Annotated in this window: 22 protein-coding genes; 19 read left to right on the top strand and 3 right to left on the bottom strand. The window is 41.5% G+C overall.

The window, feature by feature from the left end:
- The first annotated feature begins 55 nt into the window (after window positions 1–55).
- The 4 genes from ribD (at window position 56) to SD427_RS03580 (ending at window position 2223) form a co-directional block, all read left to right on the top strand.
- The gene (ribD, locus tag SD427_RS03590) at window positions 56–1084 is read left to right on the top strand and encodes a bifunctional diaminohydroxyphosphoribosylaminopyrimidine deaminase/5-amino-6-(5-phosphoribosylamino)uracil reductase RibD (protein ID WP_320559932.1); all 1029 of its coding nucleotides are present in this window, start codon (window positions 56–58) and stop codon (window positions 1082–1084) included.
- 100 nt (window positions 1085–1184) lie between these two features.
- Window positions 1185–1367, top strand: coding sequence for a bacteriocin-like protein (locus tag SD427_RS03585; protein WP_320559931.1), 183 nt, complete (start codon window positions 1185–1187; stop codon window positions 1365–1367).
- 12 nt (window positions 1368–1379) lie between these two features.
- The gene (locus tag SD427_RS19030; protein ID WP_414017706.1) at window positions 1380–1544 is read left to right on the top strand and encodes a bacteriocin-like protein; all 165 of its coding nucleotides are present in this window, start codon (window positions 1380–1382) and stop codon (window positions 1542–1544) included.
- A gap of 82 nt (window positions 1545–1626) precedes the next feature.
- Window positions 1627–2223 (top strand): YigZ family protein, encoded by a 597-nt coding sequence (locus tag SD427_RS03580; RefSeq protein ID WP_320559930.1) that lies wholly within the window; start codon window positions 1627–1629, stop codon window positions 2221–2223.
- A 34-nt stretch (window positions 2224–2257) separates the two neighbouring features.
- Here SD427_RS03580 and SD427_RS03575 read toward each other — a convergent pair whose 3' ends face one another.
- The 3 genes from SD427_RS03575 to SD427_RS03565 form a co-directional block, all read right to left on the bottom strand.
- Window positions 2258–2617, bottom strand: a complete 360-nt coding sequence (locus SD427_RS03575; protein WP_320559929.1) for a hypothetical protein — start codon at window positions 2615–2617, stop codon at window positions 2258–2260.
- Window positions 2618–2752: 135 nt separating this feature from the next.
- Window positions 2753–3292, bottom strand: a complete 540-nt coding sequence (locus SD427_RS03570; protein ID WP_320559928.1) for a hypothetical protein — start codon at window positions 3290–3292, stop codon at window positions 2753–2755.
- A gap of 114 nt (window positions 3293–3406) precedes the next feature.
- Entirely contained in the window at window positions 3407–4117 is a 711-nt protein-coding gene (locus tag SD427_RS03565; protein WP_320559927.1) for a zinc metallopeptidase, read from the bottom strand.
- Window positions 4118–4221: 104 nt separating this feature from the next.
- On the opposite strand from SD427_RS03565, the gene SD427_RS03560 reads away from it, so the two are divergent.
- The 15 genes from SD427_RS03560 to nuoL all read left to right on the top strand — a co-directional run bounded on the left by SD427_RS03560 (window position 4222) and on the right by nuoL (window position 17090).
- Window positions 4222–5364, top strand: coding sequence for a GTP cyclohydrolase (locus tag SD427_RS03560; RefSeq protein ID WP_320559926.1), 1143 nt, complete (start codon window positions 4222–4224; stop codon window positions 5362–5364).
- 8 nt (window positions 5365–5372) lie between these two features.
- Window positions 5373–5549, top strand: a complete 177-nt coding sequence (locus tag SD427_RS03555) for a hypothetical protein (protein ID WP_320559925.1) — start codon at window positions 5373–5375, stop codon at window positions 5547–5549.
- 121 nt (window positions 5550–5670) lie between these two features.
- Window positions 5671–6042 (top strand): NADH-quinone oxidoreductase subunit A, encoded by a 372-nt coding sequence (locus SD427_RS03550; protein ID WP_056218068.1) that lies wholly within the window; start codon window positions 5671–5673, stop codon window positions 6040–6042.
- A gap of 101 nt (window positions 6043–6143) precedes the next feature.
- Window positions 6144–6704, top strand: coding sequence for an NADH-quinone oxidoreductase subunit B (locus SD427_RS03545; protein WP_320559924.1), 561 nt, complete (start codon window positions 6144–6146; stop codon window positions 6702–6704).
- 5 nt (window positions 6705–6709) lie between these two features.
- Window positions 6710–7204: an NADH-quinone oxidoreductase subunit C gene (locus SD427_RS03540; RefSeq protein WP_320559923.1), complete on the top strand. Its 495-nt coding sequence runs from the start codon at window positions 6710–6712 to the stop codon at window positions 7202–7204.
- Between the two features lie 59 nt (window positions 7205–7263).
- The gene (nuoD, locus tag SD427_RS03535) at window positions 7264–8487 is read left to right on the top strand and encodes an NADH dehydrogenase (quinone) subunit D (RefSeq protein WP_320559922.1); all 1224 of its coding nucleotides are present in this window, start codon (window positions 7264–7266) and stop codon (window positions 8485–8487) included.
- A gap of 135 nt (window positions 8488–8622) precedes the next feature.
- The gene (locus SD427_RS03530; RefSeq protein WP_320559921.1) at window positions 8623–9132 is read left to right on the top strand and encodes an NAD(P)H-dependent oxidoreductase subunit E; all 510 of its coding nucleotides are present in this window, start codon (window positions 8623–8625) and stop codon (window positions 9130–9132) included.
- Between the two features lie 97 nt (window positions 9133–9229).
- The gene (nuoF, locus tag SD427_RS03525) at window positions 9230–10588 is read left to right on the top strand and encodes an NADH-quinone oxidoreductase subunit NuoF (protein WP_320559920.1); all 1359 of its coding nucleotides are present in this window, start codon (window positions 9230–9232) and stop codon (window positions 10586–10588) included.
- Between the two features lie 50 nt (window positions 10589–10638).
- Complete coding sequence (locus SD427_RS03520; protein ID WP_414017714.1) at window positions 10639–11442, top strand: hypothetical protein; 804 nt, start codon at window positions 10639–10641, stop codon at window positions 11440–11442.
- A gap of 42 nt (window positions 11443–11484) precedes the next feature.
- Window positions 11485–12483 (top strand): 2Fe-2S iron-sulfur cluster-binding protein, encoded by a 999-nt coding sequence (locus tag SD427_RS03515; RefSeq protein WP_056218093.1) that lies wholly within the window; start codon window positions 11485–11487, stop codon window positions 12481–12483.
- Window positions 12484–12577: 94 nt separating this feature from the next.
- Window positions 12578–13642, top strand: coding sequence for an NADH-quinone oxidoreductase subunit NuoH (gene nuoH, locus SD427_RS03510; RefSeq protein ID WP_320559919.1), 1065 nt, complete (start codon window positions 12578–12580; stop codon window positions 13640–13642).
- A 140-nt stretch (window positions 13643–13782) separates the two neighbouring features.
- Window positions 13783–14340 carry a NuoI/complex I 23 kDa subunit family protein gene (locus SD427_RS03505; RefSeq protein ID WP_056218098.1) on the top strand — a complete coding sequence of 186 codons (558 nt, stop codon included), beginning with the start codon at window positions 13783–13785 and terminating at the stop codon, window positions 14338–14340.
- Window positions 14340–14837: an NADH-quinone oxidoreductase subunit J gene (locus tag SD427_RS03500; protein WP_320559918.1), complete on the top strand. Its 498-nt coding sequence runs from the start codon at window positions 14340–14342 to the stop codon at window positions 14835–14837. Before SD427_RS03505 ends, SD427_RS03500 begins: the two co-directional genes overlap by 1 nt.
- A gap of 3 nt (window positions 14838–14840) precedes the next feature.
- Window positions 14841–15170, top strand: coding sequence for an NADH-quinone oxidoreductase subunit NuoK (nuoK, locus tag SD427_RS03495; RefSeq protein ID WP_027386769.1), 330 nt, complete (start codon window positions 14841–14843; stop codon window positions 15168–15170).
- Window positions 15171–15176: 6 nt separating this feature from the next.
- Window positions 15177–17090, top strand: a complete 1914-nt coding sequence (nuoL, locus tag SD427_RS03490) for an NADH-quinone oxidoreductase subunit L (RefSeq protein WP_320559917.1) — start codon at window positions 15177–15179, stop codon at window positions 17088–17090.

Below are 17090 nucleotides of genomic sequence, written 5' to 3'. Positions count from 1 at the left end.
CGATTTGACTCCGCTTTTTCATTTCATTTCATTTCATTTTATCTATTCATTCAGTATGCAGGAAGAATTTTATATCAGCAGATGCATTGAACTGGCCCGGAAAGCCACCGGTAAAACCTATCCTAACCCTTTGGTGGGAAGCGTCATTGTTCACAACGGGAAAATTATCGGGGAAGGCTATCATCACAAGGCCGGTGAACCTCATGCGGAAATCAATGCCATCCATTCCGTTGCCGATAAAAGCCTGATTCCGGAATCTACCATCTATGTTTCGCTGGAGCCCTGTGCCCATTACGGGAAAACACCTCCGTGTGCCTTAAAAATTAAAGAACTCGGATTTAAGAAAGTGGTGATCGGAGCTATGGACTCCCATGATAAAGTGAACGGAAAAGGCAGGAAAATTATTCAGGAAGCCGGTATTGAAACAGTCTCAGGAATCCTGGAAAAAGAATGCACCGAACTTAATAAAAGGTTTTTTACGTATCATGAAAAGAAAAGGCCGTATATTATCTTGAAGTGGGCGGAATCTGCAGACGGGTTTATGGACAGGGATTTCAGGCCCTGCCCTATTTCCAATCCGCTCGTCAATCAGTTCGTCCATCAGATAAGGTCAGATGAACATGCCATTTTAGTGGGAACACAGACAGCGCTCAATGACAACCCGAGTCTCACGGTAAGGAATATTACCGGAACCAATCCGGTAAGGATTTTAATTGACTTTGATTTGAAAGTTCCTGCAGATTTCAATATGTATAACAATGAAGCCTCAACGCTGGTTTTTAACTCGGTAAAAGAAAGCGTTGAAAGTAACATCCGGTTTATTAAAATCGGAAAGGAAAATTTCCTGTCAGATTTAACGGATGCTTTATACAGGGAACAGATCCAGTCTGTGATTATTGAGGGCGGAAGGTTTACTTTGCAGCAGTTTATTGATGAGCATCTCTGGGACGAAGCCCTGGTCATTAAAAATGAAAACCTGTACCTGGAGAACGGCACGAAAGCACCTGAATTCCCTTTTGTACCGGCGAAAATTGAAACCTTCTCAGACAATACAATCGGATTCTATCAGAGAAAAATCTTATAAAACCATAAAAGTCAAAACTTTAACATACATATTTTGATATTTTTTCACTGTTTATTGATACTAATTATTTAACTTCATAAAAAATTTAATACCTGGTATCATGAAAAATTTTAAGAAATTATCAAAAAGAGAATTGAAATCCATTCAGGGAGCAGTTGAAAAGTGTTATTATTTATTTGACGGAACAAGAGTCTGCCCGTGCAACCCTCATACGACCTACAACTGTAATGGCGTATGTATTCCGCTTGGACAGGCCTGTGCAGCTCCATCAATTGAACTTTAGAAAAATTTGACTATGAAAAATCTGAAAAAAATCCACAGAGAAGAATTGAAAAATATAGCAGGAGGAATAGCTCCGCAATGCTGTTCCTACTATCCTGCAAATTTACAGAGATGCTGCGCTACCCCATCAAGTATGAGCTGCCCGCCGCCCTGGCTTGAGGGAACTTTCCCATGCTGATAAAAATAAAAAGAGAACCTTGCAGTTCTCTTTTTTAGTTTAATTATTTGACCGGACTTCCTCTATAAAGTACCTTTGCAGAATGTTTGAGTACAAAACCATAGAAACCCCTATAGAAAACACTTTATTAAAGGAAAAAGGAAGCAAGTTCATCGGATTTGCTTTTCCGGTTACCGGTGAAGCGGAACTGAAGCGAGCTTTGGAAAAAATCAGAACTGAACATCCGAAAGCAACGCACCACTGTTATGCTTTCAGAATGGGGACCAACGGGGAAAACTACCGGGCCAATGATGACGGCGAGCCGTCCGGAAGTGCAGGATTGCCTATTTTTAACCAGCTCCTGGCAAACGACATTACCAATGTCCTGGTTATCGTGGTGCGGTATTACGGCGGGACAAAGCTTGGGGTCTCGGGATTGGTGAAAGCCTATAAGGAATCGGCTAAAATCACCCTGGAAGAAGCCCGCATCATTATAAAAGAGCTGGAAACAGAAATTGAAATCAGGTTTAACTTTAACCAGCAGAATACGATTTTTACTTTGCTTTCAAAATTCGATGGAAAAATCATCAGTTTCGATTCTCAGGAAAGGGCCGTTATATCAGCCAGAATAAAATCGAAAGACAAAGACCAGATCCTGGAAGCCCTTACAAATCTCCAGTTTGTGGAATATAAAGTATAATTTTTTACCATTCTCTGAACTTAAACTTCTGAAATTACAGCTCCGTTGTTTTTCCGGTCTGTGGATCATACAGCAGTATCCTCACAATATGATTACGATATTTCCGTCTTAAAGAAGTTGCAATTTCCCGGTGCACCTGTGTTTCAGGAACTGAAGCAGACCGGATCTCTTTCATTGCCCAGTTTTGCAGGTTTATATACGGCTTATTCTTATATGTATTGCCAGATCCCGGTTCAAAATAGGGACTGAGTTCTTTTTCTTTTTCTGAAAAATAAATATACATATACTCGCCTTTCCCGGAATACAGGTTAAATGAAAAATACTGGTACCAGTTTCCGGAAAAACTCAGGAAAGGCAAAACAAACCAGAGCAGAATCCAATAACTATTTGCCATAAGAATCTTCCTGTGTATAGGCTCAACCGGTTTTGCTCAGTATGACGATATGGATCAGAATCAGCAAATAACTTATTTTCCGCTTCGATTTGGAGGTAAAAAGCAGAACGGCCAGAAGGATCTCTGCAAGAGGAATCAGCAATCCGATAAAATAGAGCTTGTATTTAAGATAACCTCCATGGAAAGACCGAAAAAATCCGTTAGTACCATATTCATCCAAATTGAAGAAAGAAATCCCCTGCTGAGCTTATGCAGGCCGCTGAAAAAATAAACCGAGACCAGAAATAAATGCCCGAGCATGATAATATGCTTAGGCTTGCGAAAATTAATGATAACAATCAAAAGAAAGCACAGGTACATATATTCCCACGGCTGCCACCGCACGGTATCCAGCGAACAGCTTAACAGTTCAGACAGAAAAAGGAGAATAAGGAGCAGCCGGCTTACTTTAACAAATAACAGAGCCAGTAAAGCAACAACAGAAAACCCGAACAAAAATACATGCATAAAATCCGGCACGTACTTCAGAAAATCCACCGGTGGAATTACCGGATACAGCCTGTCTGTGACCCAGGTTTTATAACTCCATATTTTTGTGATACACCATAAGAGCGCAATGGTTTTAATCAGCCGGTTCATCTGCTGTTGTTCTGACAGTACTCTCTTTTTATACATTTAGGAATGATGGGATGTGGGTCTGCCAAAAGTATAGAATCCAGCCGGAATGTACACAAAAAACATCCCGGAAAATTTTCTGAGATGCATTATATTTCATTTAAGCTTAAAAAATTAGTCCCTGCGTCCTCCGATCAATAAAGAAGCCCAATACAACAGTTGCGCAAGTGAACCGAGCGCAGCCACCACATACGTTCTTGCCGCCCATTTCAAACTGTCCTGTACGCCTACATACTCTTCTGATGTTACCGTACCGGTGTCCTTCAGCCATTTCATCGCTCTGTTGCTCGCATCATATTCTACCGGAAGCGTAATGAATGCGAAAAGCGTGGTAAATGCAAACAGTATTACTCCTATTCCCAGTACAAGCCGGTTACCGGCAGGATTGTCAACGGATTGCGTGGCCACCATAATCATAATTCCCGCAATCAGCACGAACTGCATCAGGTTTGAGCTGACCTGCACTACAGGAACCAATCTGGAACGCAGCTGAAGCATGGAATACCCTACTTTATGCTGTACGGCATGTCCGCATTCATGGGCTGCCACAGCAGCCGCAGCCGCATTTCGCTGCATGTATACCGCTTCTGATAAATTTACTGTCTTGTTTTCCGGATTATAATGGTCTGTCAACTGTCCGGGAACAGAAATAACCTGTACATCGTTGATCCCGCTGTCTCTCAGCATCTTTTCTGCTATTTCCTTGCCGGAAAGCCCGTTACGAAGTTGGACTTTGGAGTAATATTCGAACTTTGCCTTCAGCCTTGATGACACCCACCAGCTGACCAGCATCGAAACGCCGATAATTATATAATATCCTATCATCTTTACCTTACTTATAATATATTTTCACCCCATATTATGGAAAAATTATGCCAAAGGATTACAATTTTATTAATTATATTTGTGCTAGAATTATCCTTTAAACTATGTCTAAAGTATCAGTTACTGAAGTAAAAACACCCGGAGAATTGAAACAGTTTGTAAAATTCCCGATGGATTTATACAAAAACAACCCTTATTATGTGCCTTCTTTCATAAAAGATGAATTTAAGATCTGGGATCCCAAAGAAAATCCTGCCTTAAGTTACTCGGAATCCAAGCAGTTCCTGGCTAAAAAAGACGCTCAGGTAGTGGGAAGGATTGCAGTAATGATCAACCATAAGGAAGAGAAGGAATTAGGCATTAAAAAAGTACGTTTCGGCTGGATAGATTTTATTGACGACAAAGAGGTTTCGGCAGCGTTAATTCAGAAAGCGCTTGATTATGCCAAGGAGCATAACATCGGGAAAATTGAAGGACCGATGGGTTTTACCAATCTTGATAAAGCGGGAATGCTCACCATGGGCTTTGATAAGCTGGCCACAATGATCGGGATTTACAACCATGAATACTATCCGAAACACATGGAAGCCTTAGGCCTTACAAAGGAAAAGGAATGGGTAGAATTCGAGATGAATTTCCCTAAGATTTTACCTGAAAGGGTTGAAAAATTCAGCGGGCTGATTGCCCAGAAATACAAGCTGAAAGTTCTTCCGTTCAAATCAAAAGAAGAGATCCTGCCTTATGTGGAACCGATGTTTAAGCTGTTGGATGAAACGTATAAGACGTTATCCACCTATACCCCGATTTCAGACGAACAGATTAAAACGTATAAAGAAAAATATTTCCCTTTTATCGATAAAAATTATGTAATATGTGTAGTTGACGAAAATCAGGAACTCGTCTCTTTCGCCATTACCATGCCTTCCTATTCAAAAGCATTACAGAAATCGAAAGGGAAAATGTTTCCGTTCGGATGGTGGCATTTCCTGCAGGCCAGCCGTAAAAACGACCGTGCCAATTTCTATTTGATCGGGATCCATCCCGAATACCAGAGACGCGGCGTCACCGCTATCATTTTTAAGGAAATCTTTGTACGGTTTACCAGTATGGGAATTGATTTTGCCGAAACCAACCCCGAGCTGGAAGAAAATAAAAGTGTGCAGGTACTGTGGCAGGATTACAACCCTGTAAACCATAAGAGAAGGAGGACCTATTCATTAAACCTCGGAGATCATCAACCCTTATAAAAAACATTATGAAACCACAGCTTATTATTTTCGGTATATTAATCGCCGGGTTTGTTATGTTCAACTTTTTTTTACAATCTGATAATGACAGGATCAATACTGCCGTTAATATTGTCTATGCCAGCATCCTGTTCGCCTATGTTTCTTTTATGGCGTATTCCCTTCTTAGAAAAACCAGGAAATAAGTGTTATTTTTATTGATTCTAAATTGTCTGTTTTACCCGTTTTAATTCCACTTTTAGGCTTATTAATTTCATGCTTTCTTCTTTATTCCCTAAATTTGCAAATTGAGATAATAATGCAAAAATGAATTTACCTGAAAGTTATATTCCAATCCTTATACAGGCAGGTGTCGCGATAGGATTCGTGGCGATTTCTCTGCTTGGAGCGCATTTTTTAGGCCCGAAACAGAAAGAGGGAAATTCCGTGAAAAACCAAAGCTGGGAATGTGGAATCCCGGTAGAAGGAAATGCGAGGACGCCGTTTTCCATTAAATACTTTTTAACAGCGGTATTGTTCGTTCTGTTCGATATTGAAATCGTATTCTTCTATCCGTATGCCGTAAACTTCAGAGAATTCGGAATGGAAGGATTCCTGGCTGTGCTGATGTTTGTCGCAATTTTCTTTATGGCATTTTTCTATGTCTGGAAACGCGGTGCTTTAGACTGGGATAAATAAGAGATAGAAATTTTAAATGATCATTTTAGATATAAAAGCGGGTGTTACAGCTAACTTTAACACTGAATTTTAATCTAAAAATTAAATCTTAAATCAATCAAATGTCAGATAACAAACCAATAATAAGAACAGATGCACCTGCTCCCGAAGGATTTGAAGGAGAAGGCTTTTTCGCAACGAAACTGAGCAGCGTCATCGGGATGGCCAGAAAATTTTCGCTTTGGCCTTTGCCGTTCGCAACCTCTTGTTGCGGTATCGAGTTTATGGCGACGCTGAATCCCACCTACGACGCTTCCAGATTCGGTATGGAAAGAAACTCTTTCTCACCGAGACAGGCGGATATGCTGATGGTCTGCGGGACAATTGCTAAAAAATTAGGACCTGTACTGAAAGATGTTTATACCCAGATGGCTGAGCCGAAATGGGTGGTTGCCGTTGGCGCATGTGCATGCAGCGGTGGTATTTTTGACACCTATTCCGTGTTGCAGGGTATTGATAAAATTATTCCGGTTGACGTATATGTTCCGGGATGCCCGCCGAGACCGGAGCAGATTATCGAAGGTGTAATGCAGGTTCAGGCACTGGCAGAAAGCGAAAGCATCAGAAGAAGGGATATGCCTGAATACCAGAAATTATTAGATTCTTACAACATAAGCAACTAACGGGAATGACAAACGAATTTGTATTAGAAGCCATCACAAGAGAATTTCCTGATTCTGTCATCTCAAGTTCTGAGCCCTATGGAATGCTTACGGTTGAAGTAAAAAAGGATGGCATTAAAAAAATCATCCATTACCTTAAAGATTCATCACTGGAAATTAATTTCCTTACCGATATATGCGGAATTCACTATCCTGAATTTCCTGAAAAAGAAATCGGGGTAGTCTACCACCTTCATAACATGATGACCAATTTCAGGCTGCGTCTGAAAATCTTTATGTCCAGGGAAAATATTGAAGTTGACTCTCTCGTAGAATTGTACGCCGGAGCCAACTGGATGGAAAGGGAAACCTATGATTTTTTCGGAATTAAATTCAAAGGACATCCTGATTTGCGCCCCATTTTAAATATGGAAGATCTGGGGTACCACCCGATGCTGAAGGAATACCGCCTTGAAGACGGTACCAGAACAGATAAGGACGATGCCATGTTCGGAAGATAAAATAATGCAATAAGCAGCAAGCAGTAAGCTTAAAGCCTAGAGCCCAAAGCATTTAAATTATGAAAGATAACTCATTATCCAATATACTTAATCAGTACGAAAGCAAGGAACAGATTGACGGGCAGTTATATACCCTCAATTTGGGGCCTACGCACCCTGCCACACACGGGATCTTCCAGAATGTCTTAACGATGGACGGAGAAAGAATCCTTCATGCAGAACAGACGGTAGGTTATATCCACAGGGCATTTGAGAAAATTTCCGAAAGAAGGAATTATGCTCAGATCACGACGCTTACCGACCGTATGAACTACTGTTCTGCGCCTATCAATAATCTGGGATGGCATATGACCGTAGAAAAACTGATCGGTGTTGAAGTTCCGAAGCGCGTAGACTATATGCGTGTAATTTTAATGGAGCTGGCAAGGATCGGGGATCACCTGATCTGCAACGGGGTCACCGGAATGGATGCCGGAGCAATTACCGGACTTACCTATATGTTCATCGAAAGAGAACGTATTTACGATATGTACGAACAGATCTGCGGAGCGAGAATGACGACCAATATGGGAAGAATAGGCGGTTTTGAAAGAGACTTCACCCCTAAATTCCATGAGCTGATCAAGGATTTCCTGAAAACCTTCCCGGCAAGATTCAAAGAGTTCTGTACTTTACTGGAAAGAAACAGGATTTTCATGGACAGGACCATCGGTGCAGGAGCAATTTCTGCAGAAAGAGCATTAAGCTATGGTTTTACCGGTCCGAATTTACGTGCAGCAGGAGTTGATTATGATGTAAGGGTAGCACAGCCTTATTCTTCTTACCAGGATTTTGACTTTATCATTCCTGTAGGAACTGCAGGTGATACGTATGACCGGTTTATGGTGCGCCAGCAGGAAATCTGGGAATCGATAAAAATCATCAAGCAGGCTTATGAGAACCTTCCGGAAGGACCGTTCCATGCGGATGTTCCTGACTTCTACCTTCCTGAAAAAGCGGATGTGTATCAGAAAATGGAAGCACTGATTTACCATTTTAAAATTGTAATGGGAGAGACCGATGTACCGAAAGGTGAAGTTTACCACGCCGTGGAAGGCGGAAACGGTGAATTAGGATTCTACATGGTGAGCGACGGCGGAAGAAGCCCGTACAGGCTTCACTTCAGAAGGCCTTGTTTCATTTATTACCAAGCTTATCCTGAAATGATTACAGGTTCTGTGATTTCTGATGCCATCGTTACGATGTGCAGCATGAATATTATTGCTGGAGAACTGGACGCATAATTGAAATTATAAATTTTAGATTATGAATTTTAAATTAATCTAAAATTATTATATATAAACATTATAAAATTGATAGGATTGTTAGAACAGGATTTTCATCTAAAATCTAAAATCTAAAATCTAAAATCTTTAAATATGAGCGAAACAATAGCTTTTACACCGGAAAGTTTAGCACAGGTACATAAAATTATCGCAAGATATCCCGAAGGAAGACAGAAATCTGCCCTTCTTCCTGTACTTCACCTGGCACAAAAAGAATTCGGAGGCTGGTTAGATGTTCCGGTAATGGATTATGTTGCGGAATTATTGAGTATCAAACCTATCGAAGTATATGAGGTAGCCACGTTCTACACCATGTTCAATATGAAGCCGGTAGGGAAATATGTCCTGGAAGTTTGCAGAACGGGGCCTTGCATGGTTTCCGGAAGTGAAAAAATACTCAACCATATCAGGACCAAGCTGAACATCAAAGACGGGGAAACCACAGCAGACGGTATGTTTACCTTAAAGCCTGCCGAATGCCTGGGTGCATGCGGATATGCCCCAATGATGCAGCTGGGAAAATTCTTTCATGAAAATTTAACCATAGAGAAAGTAGACGAAATCCTTGATCTTTGCAGGGAAGGGCAGCTTGCTTTGGATTAATACGGTTTTTAAATTCTTCATTTTAGATTTTAAATAATTAAATTTTAATATTAATTAATGCAAAAAGCTACAGGCTGATTGCAATAAGCAAATAAAAATGAGTAAAAAACTTTTACTTAGAGATGCACATGTAGAAGGCATCCGCTACCTGGAAACCTACCGTAAACAGGGAGGCTATGGGGCAGCAGAGAAAGCCCTTAAAATGACACCCGACGAAATCCTTGAAGAAGTAAAAGCTTCAGGACTCAGAGGACGTGGAGGAGCCGGATTTCCTACGGGAATGAAATGGAGCTTTCTGGCAAAGCCGGAAGGCGTTCCGAGACACCTTGTGGTGAATGCCGATGAATCTGAGCCGGGGACTTTTAAAGACCGTTACCTGATGGAATTCCTTCCTCACCTGCTGATTGAAGGAATGTTGATTTCATCTTACTGCTTAGGTTCAAATGTATCTTACATTTATATCCGTGGTGAATATTCATGGATTCCTGATATTCTGGAAGAAGCCATTGAAGAAGCCAGAGCAGCAGGATTTCTGGGTAAAAATATCTTAGGAACCGGTTTCGATTGTGAAATTTATGTTCAGAGAGGCGGAGGTGCCTATATTTGCGGTGAAGAAACGGCATTGCTTGAATCCCTTGAAGGGAAAAGAGGAAACCCGAGACTGAAACCGCCGTTCCCGGCTGTAAAAGGGCTTTGGGAAAGACCGACGGTAGTAAACAATGTTGAATCGATTGCAGCTATTGTTCCGATCATTGATATTACAGGAGCGGAATATGCTAAAATTGGCGTAGGAAGATCCACAGGAACGAAACTGATTTCGGCCTGCGGAAACATCAACAAACCGGGTGTGTATGAAATTGACATGACCATTACCGTAGAAGAATTCATCTATTCTGATGAATACTGCGGCGGAATCAAAGACGGAAAAAAACTGAAGGCATGCATCCCTGGAGGGAGCTCAGTACCGATTGTTCCTGCCAATTTACTGCTTAAAACCGTAAACGGAGAACCAAGATACATGAACTACGAATCTTTGGCAGACGGTGGCTTCGCTACCGGAACCATGATGGGTTCAGGAGGATTCATTGTACTGGACGAAGACCAGTGTGTTGTAGAACATACCATGACTTTAGCAAGATTTTACCATCATGAAAGTTGCGGACAGTGCACGCCATGCCGTGAGGGTACGGGATGGATGCACAAAATTTTAAAAAAGATCGAAAACGGACAGGGTAAAATGGAAGATATCGATCTGCTTTGGGATATCCAGAGAAAAATAGAAGGGAATACGATCTGCCCGCTAGGTGATGCAGCAGCGTGGCCGGTGGCGGCGGCAATCCGTCATTTCAGGGATGAATTCGAATGGCATGTTAAAAACCCGGAACTGTGTCTTACACAAAACTACGGTCTGGCAAATTATGCAGATCCTATTCCGGTACCATCGGTTAATTCTTAAGAGTAAAGTAGTAAGAAGATAAATTAGAGGTGATAAAAAAGTATTTATTGCTGTTAGTGGTAACAGCAATAGTGGGCGTTAAAGCTCAAAAAAGTCACGTGGATCCGTTTAAGAAAGGATCAGTGATGGTATTCTGGGGATGGAATAATTCAGTATACTCAAAATCAGATATCCATTTTAAGGGAGACGGATATGATTTTCAGCTGAATAATGTTTCAGCCCATGACAGACAGACGAAATTTGATTGGGGAACGTATTTTAATCCTACCTCAATTACAATTCCGCAGGTGAACTACAGAATTACATATTTTCCTGAAGATAATCTGGGGATTACTTTAGGAATGGACCATATGAAATATGTAATGGATCAGGACCAGACGGTAAACGTAAAAGGATATATTAATAATCCTGAATACGCTTCCCTGGTGCAGAATGGAAAAGTAGATTTAAGTGATGCCAAGTTATTGACATTTGAACACACGGACGGTCTGAACTATATTAACATAGGAGCCCAAAAATACCATAATGTTCTGAATAAAAAGAACTTTGATCTTTTTGTAAGCTACGGAGCCGGAATCGGAGCATTATTGCCTAAATCAAACGTACAGCTGATGGGCAATGAAAGAAGCGACCGGTTTCATCTGGCAGGCTTCGGGGCTGATGCGAGAGCAGCCGTTAGTTTAGTGGCCATCAGACATATTGTGGTTCAGGTAGAAGGTAAATTCGGATACATTAATATGCCGGATATCAAAACAACACTCAACAATAAGCCGGACAAGGCTTCACAGGATTTTGTGTACGGAGAGCTGGATTTTGGGATCGGATATACATTTAATACGAAGAAGTATAATTAAACAGCGCTTCACTGCTCCGGCGGTAAAGCAAAAGCATAGAATATGAGCGAAGAGGTTAAAAAATTCAAAATAACTATAGACGGACAGACTGCTGAAGTTTTGCCTGGAACTTCTATTTTGGAAGCTGCCAGACAGATCGGCGGAAAATCCGTACCTCCTGCAATGTGCTATTACAGCAAATTGGAAGCAAGTGGAGGAAGATGCAGAACGTGCCTGGTGGAAGTATCCAAAGGATCTGAAGCAGATCCGCGCCCTATGCCCAAATTGGTGGCAAGCTGCAGAACCAATGTAATGGACGGCATGGAAGTAAAAAACCTTACTTCTGATAAAGCCCAGGAAGGAAGAAAAGCCGTAACTGAATTTTTACTGGTTAATCACCCTCTGGACTGCCCGGTTTGCGACCAGGCCGGTGAATGCCATTTACAGGATCTCGGCTACGAATACGGGAATGAGAACACAAGAACGGAGTTTGAAAGGAATACCTATGATGCGGATGACCTCGGCCCGAATATCAAACTGAACATGAACCGTTGCATCTTATGTGCAAGGTGTGTTTTAACGGCCAATCAGCTGACAGAAACCAGGGAACACGGAATCCTGTTCAGGGGAGACCACGCGGAAATTTCCACTTATTTGAATAAAGCACTCGACAATGATTTTATCGGAAACATTATTGATGTCTGTCCGGTAGGCGCCTTAACAGACAGAACCGCACGCTTTGCAAGCAGGGTGTGGTTTACCAAACCGATGAACGCTTCATGCAAATGTGATAAGTGTTCCGGAAAAGCCACAGTTTACATGAAAGGTGATGAAATTGTAAGGGTAACTGCCAGAAAAGACCAATGGGGGGAAGTGGAAGAATTCATATGTGATACCTGCCGTTTTGAAAGAAAGAATTTAAGCGACTGGAATATCGAAGGCCCAAGACATATCGACCGGCATTCTGTAATTTCTCTGAACCACTATGAAAAGCCTAAAGACGAACTGAGGGTTTTAGACAATCCGCTGGCTAAAGAAATCAGTGAAAAAGACGAAAAATAATTTTAATCTTTAAGACATAAGATTTCAGATATAAAACACCAGATTTAAAATCTGACATCCAGCATCTGATATCTATTATCTAAATAAATAAAAAATGGATTTACTTACATTTAAATTGATACTTGTACTGGCGCTTTTCCTGCTTTCCCTAACGATAGCGGCCTACTCTACCTGGGCGGAAAGAAAAGTGGCTGCCATTATGCAGGACAGGATCGGGCCGAACAGATCAGGGCCTTTCGGATTGCTGCAGCCTCTTGCTGACGGCGGAAAGTTTTTCTTTAAAGAAGATTTTACCCCTGCCAATGCAGAAAAATTCCTCTTTATATTGGGACCTTCCTTGGTAATGTTTATTTCTTTGATTACAGGAGCGGTAATTCCATGGGGAAAAAGCCTGAACATCGGAGGGACTTCTTTTGACCTTCAGGTAGCCAACATTGATGTCGGCGTACTTTTCATTATCGGGATGGCTTCCATCGGCGTGTACGGAATCATGATCGGAGGCTGGGCTTCCAACAACAAATATTCATTACTGGGCGCCATCCGTGCCTCTTCCCAGATGATTTCCTATGAACTGGCCATGGGTCTGGCTCTGCTTTCTATCATCATGATGACGGGAAGTCTGGATTTAAAGGTTATTACTGAAAATCAGACTACAGGAAAACTTTGGGGATTCATTCCATGGGTTTCCGGGATGAACTGGAATATCTTCTATCAGCCGATTGCATTCCTGATATTTTTTGTAGCCGCTTTAGCAGAAACCAACAGGCACCCTTTCGATTTACCGGAATGTGAATCTGAACTGGTAACAGGATATTCTACGGAATATTCTTCCATGAAACTGGGACTATACATGTTCGGAGAATATGTGAATATGTTTATTTCCAATGCTTTTATGGTGGTGCTTTTCTTCGGAGGATACAATTATCCGGGAATTGAGTGGGTAACCCAGAACTGGGGAGAAAATACGGCTGGAATCTTAAGTATCGTGGCTTTCCTGACAAAAACGGTAGTGGGAATCCTGATTTTTATGTGGATCAGATGGACGCTTCCGAGATTCAGATATGACCAGCTGATGCACCTGGGATGGAAAACCCTGATCCCGATGGCATTGGTTAACCTTCTGGTTACAGGCGCCGTTATTTTAGCGTTTGCCAACTAAGGCACTATAAATTTGAGAATTAAGCTGATATCAATTTGATAACATCAAAAATATTCAGCTTTGGATATATTAAAAATTAAGATAACAAACAGGCAACATGAGTCTAAATCTGATGTCTGGCATCTAACATCTATAATTAAATGAAACTTACCAACAGATCAAAAGTTGTTTCCAATAAAGAAATGACCCTTGCTGAAAAGATCTACCTCCCTGCTATTTTTACAGGGATGGGGATTACATTCAAGCATGCTGTAAGGACCGTACTGAAAGGTGCACCCGCAGTATATTCTTATCCGGAAGTACAGAAACCGAGAGCAGATATCTGGAGAGGTCAGCACGTTCTGAAAAGAGACGAGGAAGGCAGAGAAAGATGTACGGCCTGCGGACTTTGTGCAGTGGCATGCCCTGCAGAAGCCATCACCATGACGGCTGCCGAAAGAACCAAAGAAGAAAAAGACCTGTACAGGGAAGAAAAATACGCATCGGTATATGAAATCAATATGCTGAGATGTATTTTCTGCGGGATGTGTGAAGAAGCATGCCCGAAATCTGCCATTTATCTTACCGACAGGCTGGTGGATGTGGAAACCAACAGAGGTTCTTTCATTTACGGAAAAGATAAATTGGTTGAAAAAATAAACGAAAGGATTGATATTACTGAAAGACAGTCCGAGAAACAAAAAAATGCGGTAAAATAATGGATCAGTTTTTATTTTTCTTGGTGGCGTTTTTAGCAGTGGCGAGTGCGGTATACTTTGTATTCGCAAGAAATCCGCTTTATGCTGTTCTGTCATTAATTGTAACGATGTTTTCTATTGCAGGCATGTACATTCTCCTGAATGCGCAGTTCCTGGCGATTATTCAGATTATTGTGTACGCCGGTGCCATTATGGTGCTGTTCCTTTATATCCTGATGATGCTTAACCTTAATAAACAAGACGAAAGCAAGAAGAACAATACTTTAAAATTTGTCGGGGTTTTTACGGCAGGCCTTTTATTGATTGGGGTTTTAGGCGTATTTAGAGGTGTTAGTGACAACCATGTCATTGTAGAGAACGCAGATCAAGGCGTAGGCCTTACAAAGAATCTGGGAAGGCTTTTATTCAACGAATATGTTTTGCCGTTTGAGCTTGCTTCCATCCTTATTTTGGCAGGGATTGTAGGTGCGGTATTAATCGGTAAAAAAGATTTATAAATTATGGGAGAAGTAAATACATTTATACAAAGCGTCCCTCTGAATTATTTCATCATTCTTTCGTCAGTATTGTTCTGTCTGGGAGTGTTGGGCGTATTGCTGAGGAAAAACGCGATTGTTATTTTGGGTTGTGTGGAGCTTATGCTGAACTCGGTAAACCTTTTACTGGCTGCTTTTTCAGCCTACAGGGGTAACGGCGACGGGCAACTTCTGGTTTTCTTCATTATGGTGGTGGCTGCTGCGGAAGTAGCGGTAGGCCTGGCAATTATTGCTATGCTATACAGGAATACCCGTTCTGTTGATGTGAGTATATTTAATAAATTAAGAGGATAGATAAGAATGGAAAATCTAGTATATGCAATCATACTTTTACCACTTTTAGGGTTTCTTATAAACGGTCTATTCGGGAAAAGCCTCCCAAAAATAGTGGTGGGCTCCCTGGCTACGGCAATGGTTTTTATTCCGTTCTGTATCGCAGTAAGCATTTTCATGAATTTCGATTCTGAAAGCCAGCCGGTAATCGTAAAAGCTTTTGAATGGTTCAGGGTAAACGGGATCCAGATCAACTTCGGGTTTCAGATCGATCAGCTTTCATTAATGATGATAATGATCATTACGGGAATCGGTTCGCTGATCCACCTGTACTCCATAGGATATATGAGCCATGATAAAGGGTTCTTTAAGTTCTTTACCTATCTGAACTTATTTATCTTTTCCATGCTTTTATTGGTTATGGGAAGCAACTACCTGATTCTGTTTATCGGATGGGAAGGTGTAGGTCTTTGCTCCTATCTACTGATCGGGTTCTGGTATACCAATGAAGAATACGGTAAAGCGGCAAGAAAAGCATTCATTATGAACAGAATCGGTGACCTTGCGTTACTGATCGGTATCTTTATGATTGCCTCACAAACCAACGCAGTAGATTATCTTTCGGTAAGAGAAAATGCCGGGAAATTTGAGCTGGACGGAAGTATTATTATTTTTGTCACCGCGAGTTTATTTATTGGGGCTACCGGAAAATCGGCTCAGGTTCCTTTATATACGTGGCTGCCGGATGCAATGGCGGGCCCTACGCCTGTTTCTGCATTGATCCACGCAGCAACCATGGTAACGGCAGGTATTTATTTGGTGGTAAGATCCAATTTCTTATTTACTTTGGCACCTACCGTTCAGGATGGGATTTTATTAATCGGATTTATAACGGCAGCTTTGGCAGGATTCTATGCACTCCGCCAGAACGACATCAAAAAAGTACTGGCCTACTCTACTGTTTCACAGCTTGGATTCATGTTCATCGCTTTAGGTCTGGGCGCTTATACTACCGCAATGTTCCACGTAATGACACACGCGTTCTTTAAAGCGCTGTTATTCCTCGGAGCTGGTTCTGTAATCCATGCGATGAGCAATGAACAGGACATGCGTTTCATGGGAGGCCTTAAAAAATACATTCCAGTTACCCACGCAACTTTCCTGATCGGGACACTGGCAATTTCAGGATTTCCTTTATTGTCGGGGATGATTTCCAAAGATGAAATTTTAGTGGCGGCTTTTGCTAAAAACCCGGTATACTGGTTTATGCTGTTTGTTTTAGCGGCTGTTACGGCAACCTATATGTTCAGATTGTATTACCTGACCTTCCACGGAGATTTCAGAGGTACTGAAGAACAGAAACACCACTTGCATGAAAGCCCTTCCAGCATGACGATTCCTTTGATCGTACTTGCCGTTCTTTCTGTAGTGGGCGGTCTTATCAACCTTCCGCATTTCATCGGCCACGGCCATTATGCGAAACTGATGGAATGGCTGAAGCCGGTTCTTACCGAAGAAAGCTTTAACCAGATGGAAAACACCCTTTCAGGAGTGCCTTTCGGAACTGAGATGATCTTGTTGGGAGCAACGGTTTTAATGTTCTTCTCTGTATGGTTCCTGGTAAAAAATACGTATGTAAATAAGAAAAAGCAGGCGCTGCCGGAAGATATGTATACAGGATGGGAAAAACTATCTGCCAGAAAATTATATGTTGATGAACTTTACAATGCACTGGTTGTAAAAACCATTGAAGGATTAGGACGCGGAGGAAGGATGTTTGATAAAGGGATTCTCGACCGTCTGGTAGACTTTATCGGTGAAGGCGCTGAAGACAGCGGAAAAGCCATGAAGCGTATCCAGAACGGAAATGTAGAGAATTACATTCTGATCATGTCTTTAGCGGTGGGAATTATATTAATTGTTAACTTTTTATTACCATAA

It is taken from the genome of Chryseobacterium sp. JJR-5R, assembly GCF_034047335.1.
In the GTDB taxonomy this organism is placed as follows: domain Bacteria; phylum Bacteroidota; class Bacteroidia; order Flavobacteriales; family Weeksellaceae; genus Chryseobacterium.
Note: the sequence above shows the minus strand (reverse complement) of the source record. Positions and strands in the feature narration are given on the sequence as shown.

Bases quoted from the DNA above. Each gene is read 5' to 3' on its own strand.
- SD427_RS03565 (WP_320559927.1), bottom strand. From the start codon at position 4,117: ATGATAGGATATTATATAATTATCGGCGTTTCGATGCTGGTCAGCTGG.
- SD427_RS03580 (WP_320559930.1), top strand. From the start codon at position 1,627: ATGTTTGAGTACAAAACCATAGAAACCCCTATAGAAAACACTTTATTA.
- nuoH (WP_320559919.1), top strand. From the start codon at position 12,578: ATGGATTTACTTACATTTAAATTGATACTTGTACTGGCGCTTTTCCTG.
- SD427_RS03515 (WP_056218093.1), top strand. From the start codon at position 11,485: ATGAGCGAAGAGGTTAAAAAATTCAAAATAACTATAGACGGACAGACT.
- SD427_RS19030 (WP_414017706.1), top strand. From the start codon at position 1,380: ATGAAAAATCTGAAAAAAATCCACAGAGAAGAATTGAAAAATATAGCA.
- ribD (WP_320559932.1), top strand. From the start codon at position 56: ATGCAGGAAGAATTTTATATCAGCAGATGCATTGAACTGGCCCGGAAA.
- SD427_RS03530 (WP_320559921.1), top strand. From the start codon at position 8,623: ATGAGCGAAACAATAGCTTTTACACCGGAAAGTTTAGCACAGGTACAT.
- nuoD (WP_320559922.1), top strand. From the start codon at position 7,264: ATGAAAGATAACTCATTATCCAATATACTTAATCAGTACGAAAGCAAG.
- SD427_RS03540 (WP_320559923.1), top strand. From the start codon at position 6,710: ATGACAAACGAATTTGTATTAGAAGCCATCACAAGAGAATTTCCTGAT.
- nuoK (WP_027386769.1), top strand. From the start codon at position 14,841: ATGGGAGAAGTAAATACATTTATACAAAGCGTCCCTCTGAATTATTTC.
- SD427_RS03585 (WP_320559931.1), top strand. From the start codon at position 1,185: ATGAAAAATTTTAAGAAATTATCAAAAAGAGAATTGAAATCCATTCAG.
- SD427_RS03545 (WP_320559924.1), top strand. From the start codon at position 6,144: ATGTCAGATAACAAACCAATAATAAGAACAGATGCACCTGCTCCCGAA.
- SD427_RS03560 (WP_320559926.1), top strand. From the start codon at position 4,222: ATGTCTAAAGTATCAGTTACTGAAGTAAAAACACCCGGAGAATTGAAA.
- SD427_RS03550 (WP_056218068.1), top strand. From the start codon at position 5,671: ATGAATTTACCTGAAAGTTATATTCCAATCCTTATACAGGCAGGTGTC.
- SD427_RS03505 (WP_056218098.1), top strand. From the start codon at position 13,783: ATGAAACTTACCAACAGATCAAAAGTTGTTTCCAATAAAGAAATGACC.
- SD427_RS03575 (WP_320559929.1), bottom strand. From the start codon at position 2,617: ATGGCAAATAGTTATTGGATTCTGCTCTGGTTTGTTTTGCCTTTCCTG.
- SD427_RS03555 (WP_320559925.1), top strand. From the start codon at position 5,373: ATGAAACCACAGCTTATTATTTTCGGTATATTAATCGCCGGGTTTGTT.
- SD427_RS03500 (WP_320559918.1), top strand. From the start codon at position 14,340: ATGGATCAGTTTTTATTTTTCTTGGTGGCGTTTTTAGCAGTGGCGAGT.
- nuoL (WP_320559917.1), top strand. From the start codon at position 15,177: ATGGAAAATCTAGTATATGCAATCATACTTTTACCACTTTTAGGGTTT.
- SD427_RS03570 (WP_320559928.1), bottom strand. From the start codon at position 3,292: ATGTATAAAAAGAGAGTACTGTCAGAACAACAGCAGATGAACCGGCTG.
- nuoF (WP_320559920.1), top strand. From the start codon at position 9,230: ATGAGTAAAAAACTTTTACTTAGAGATGCACATGTAGAAGGCATCCGC.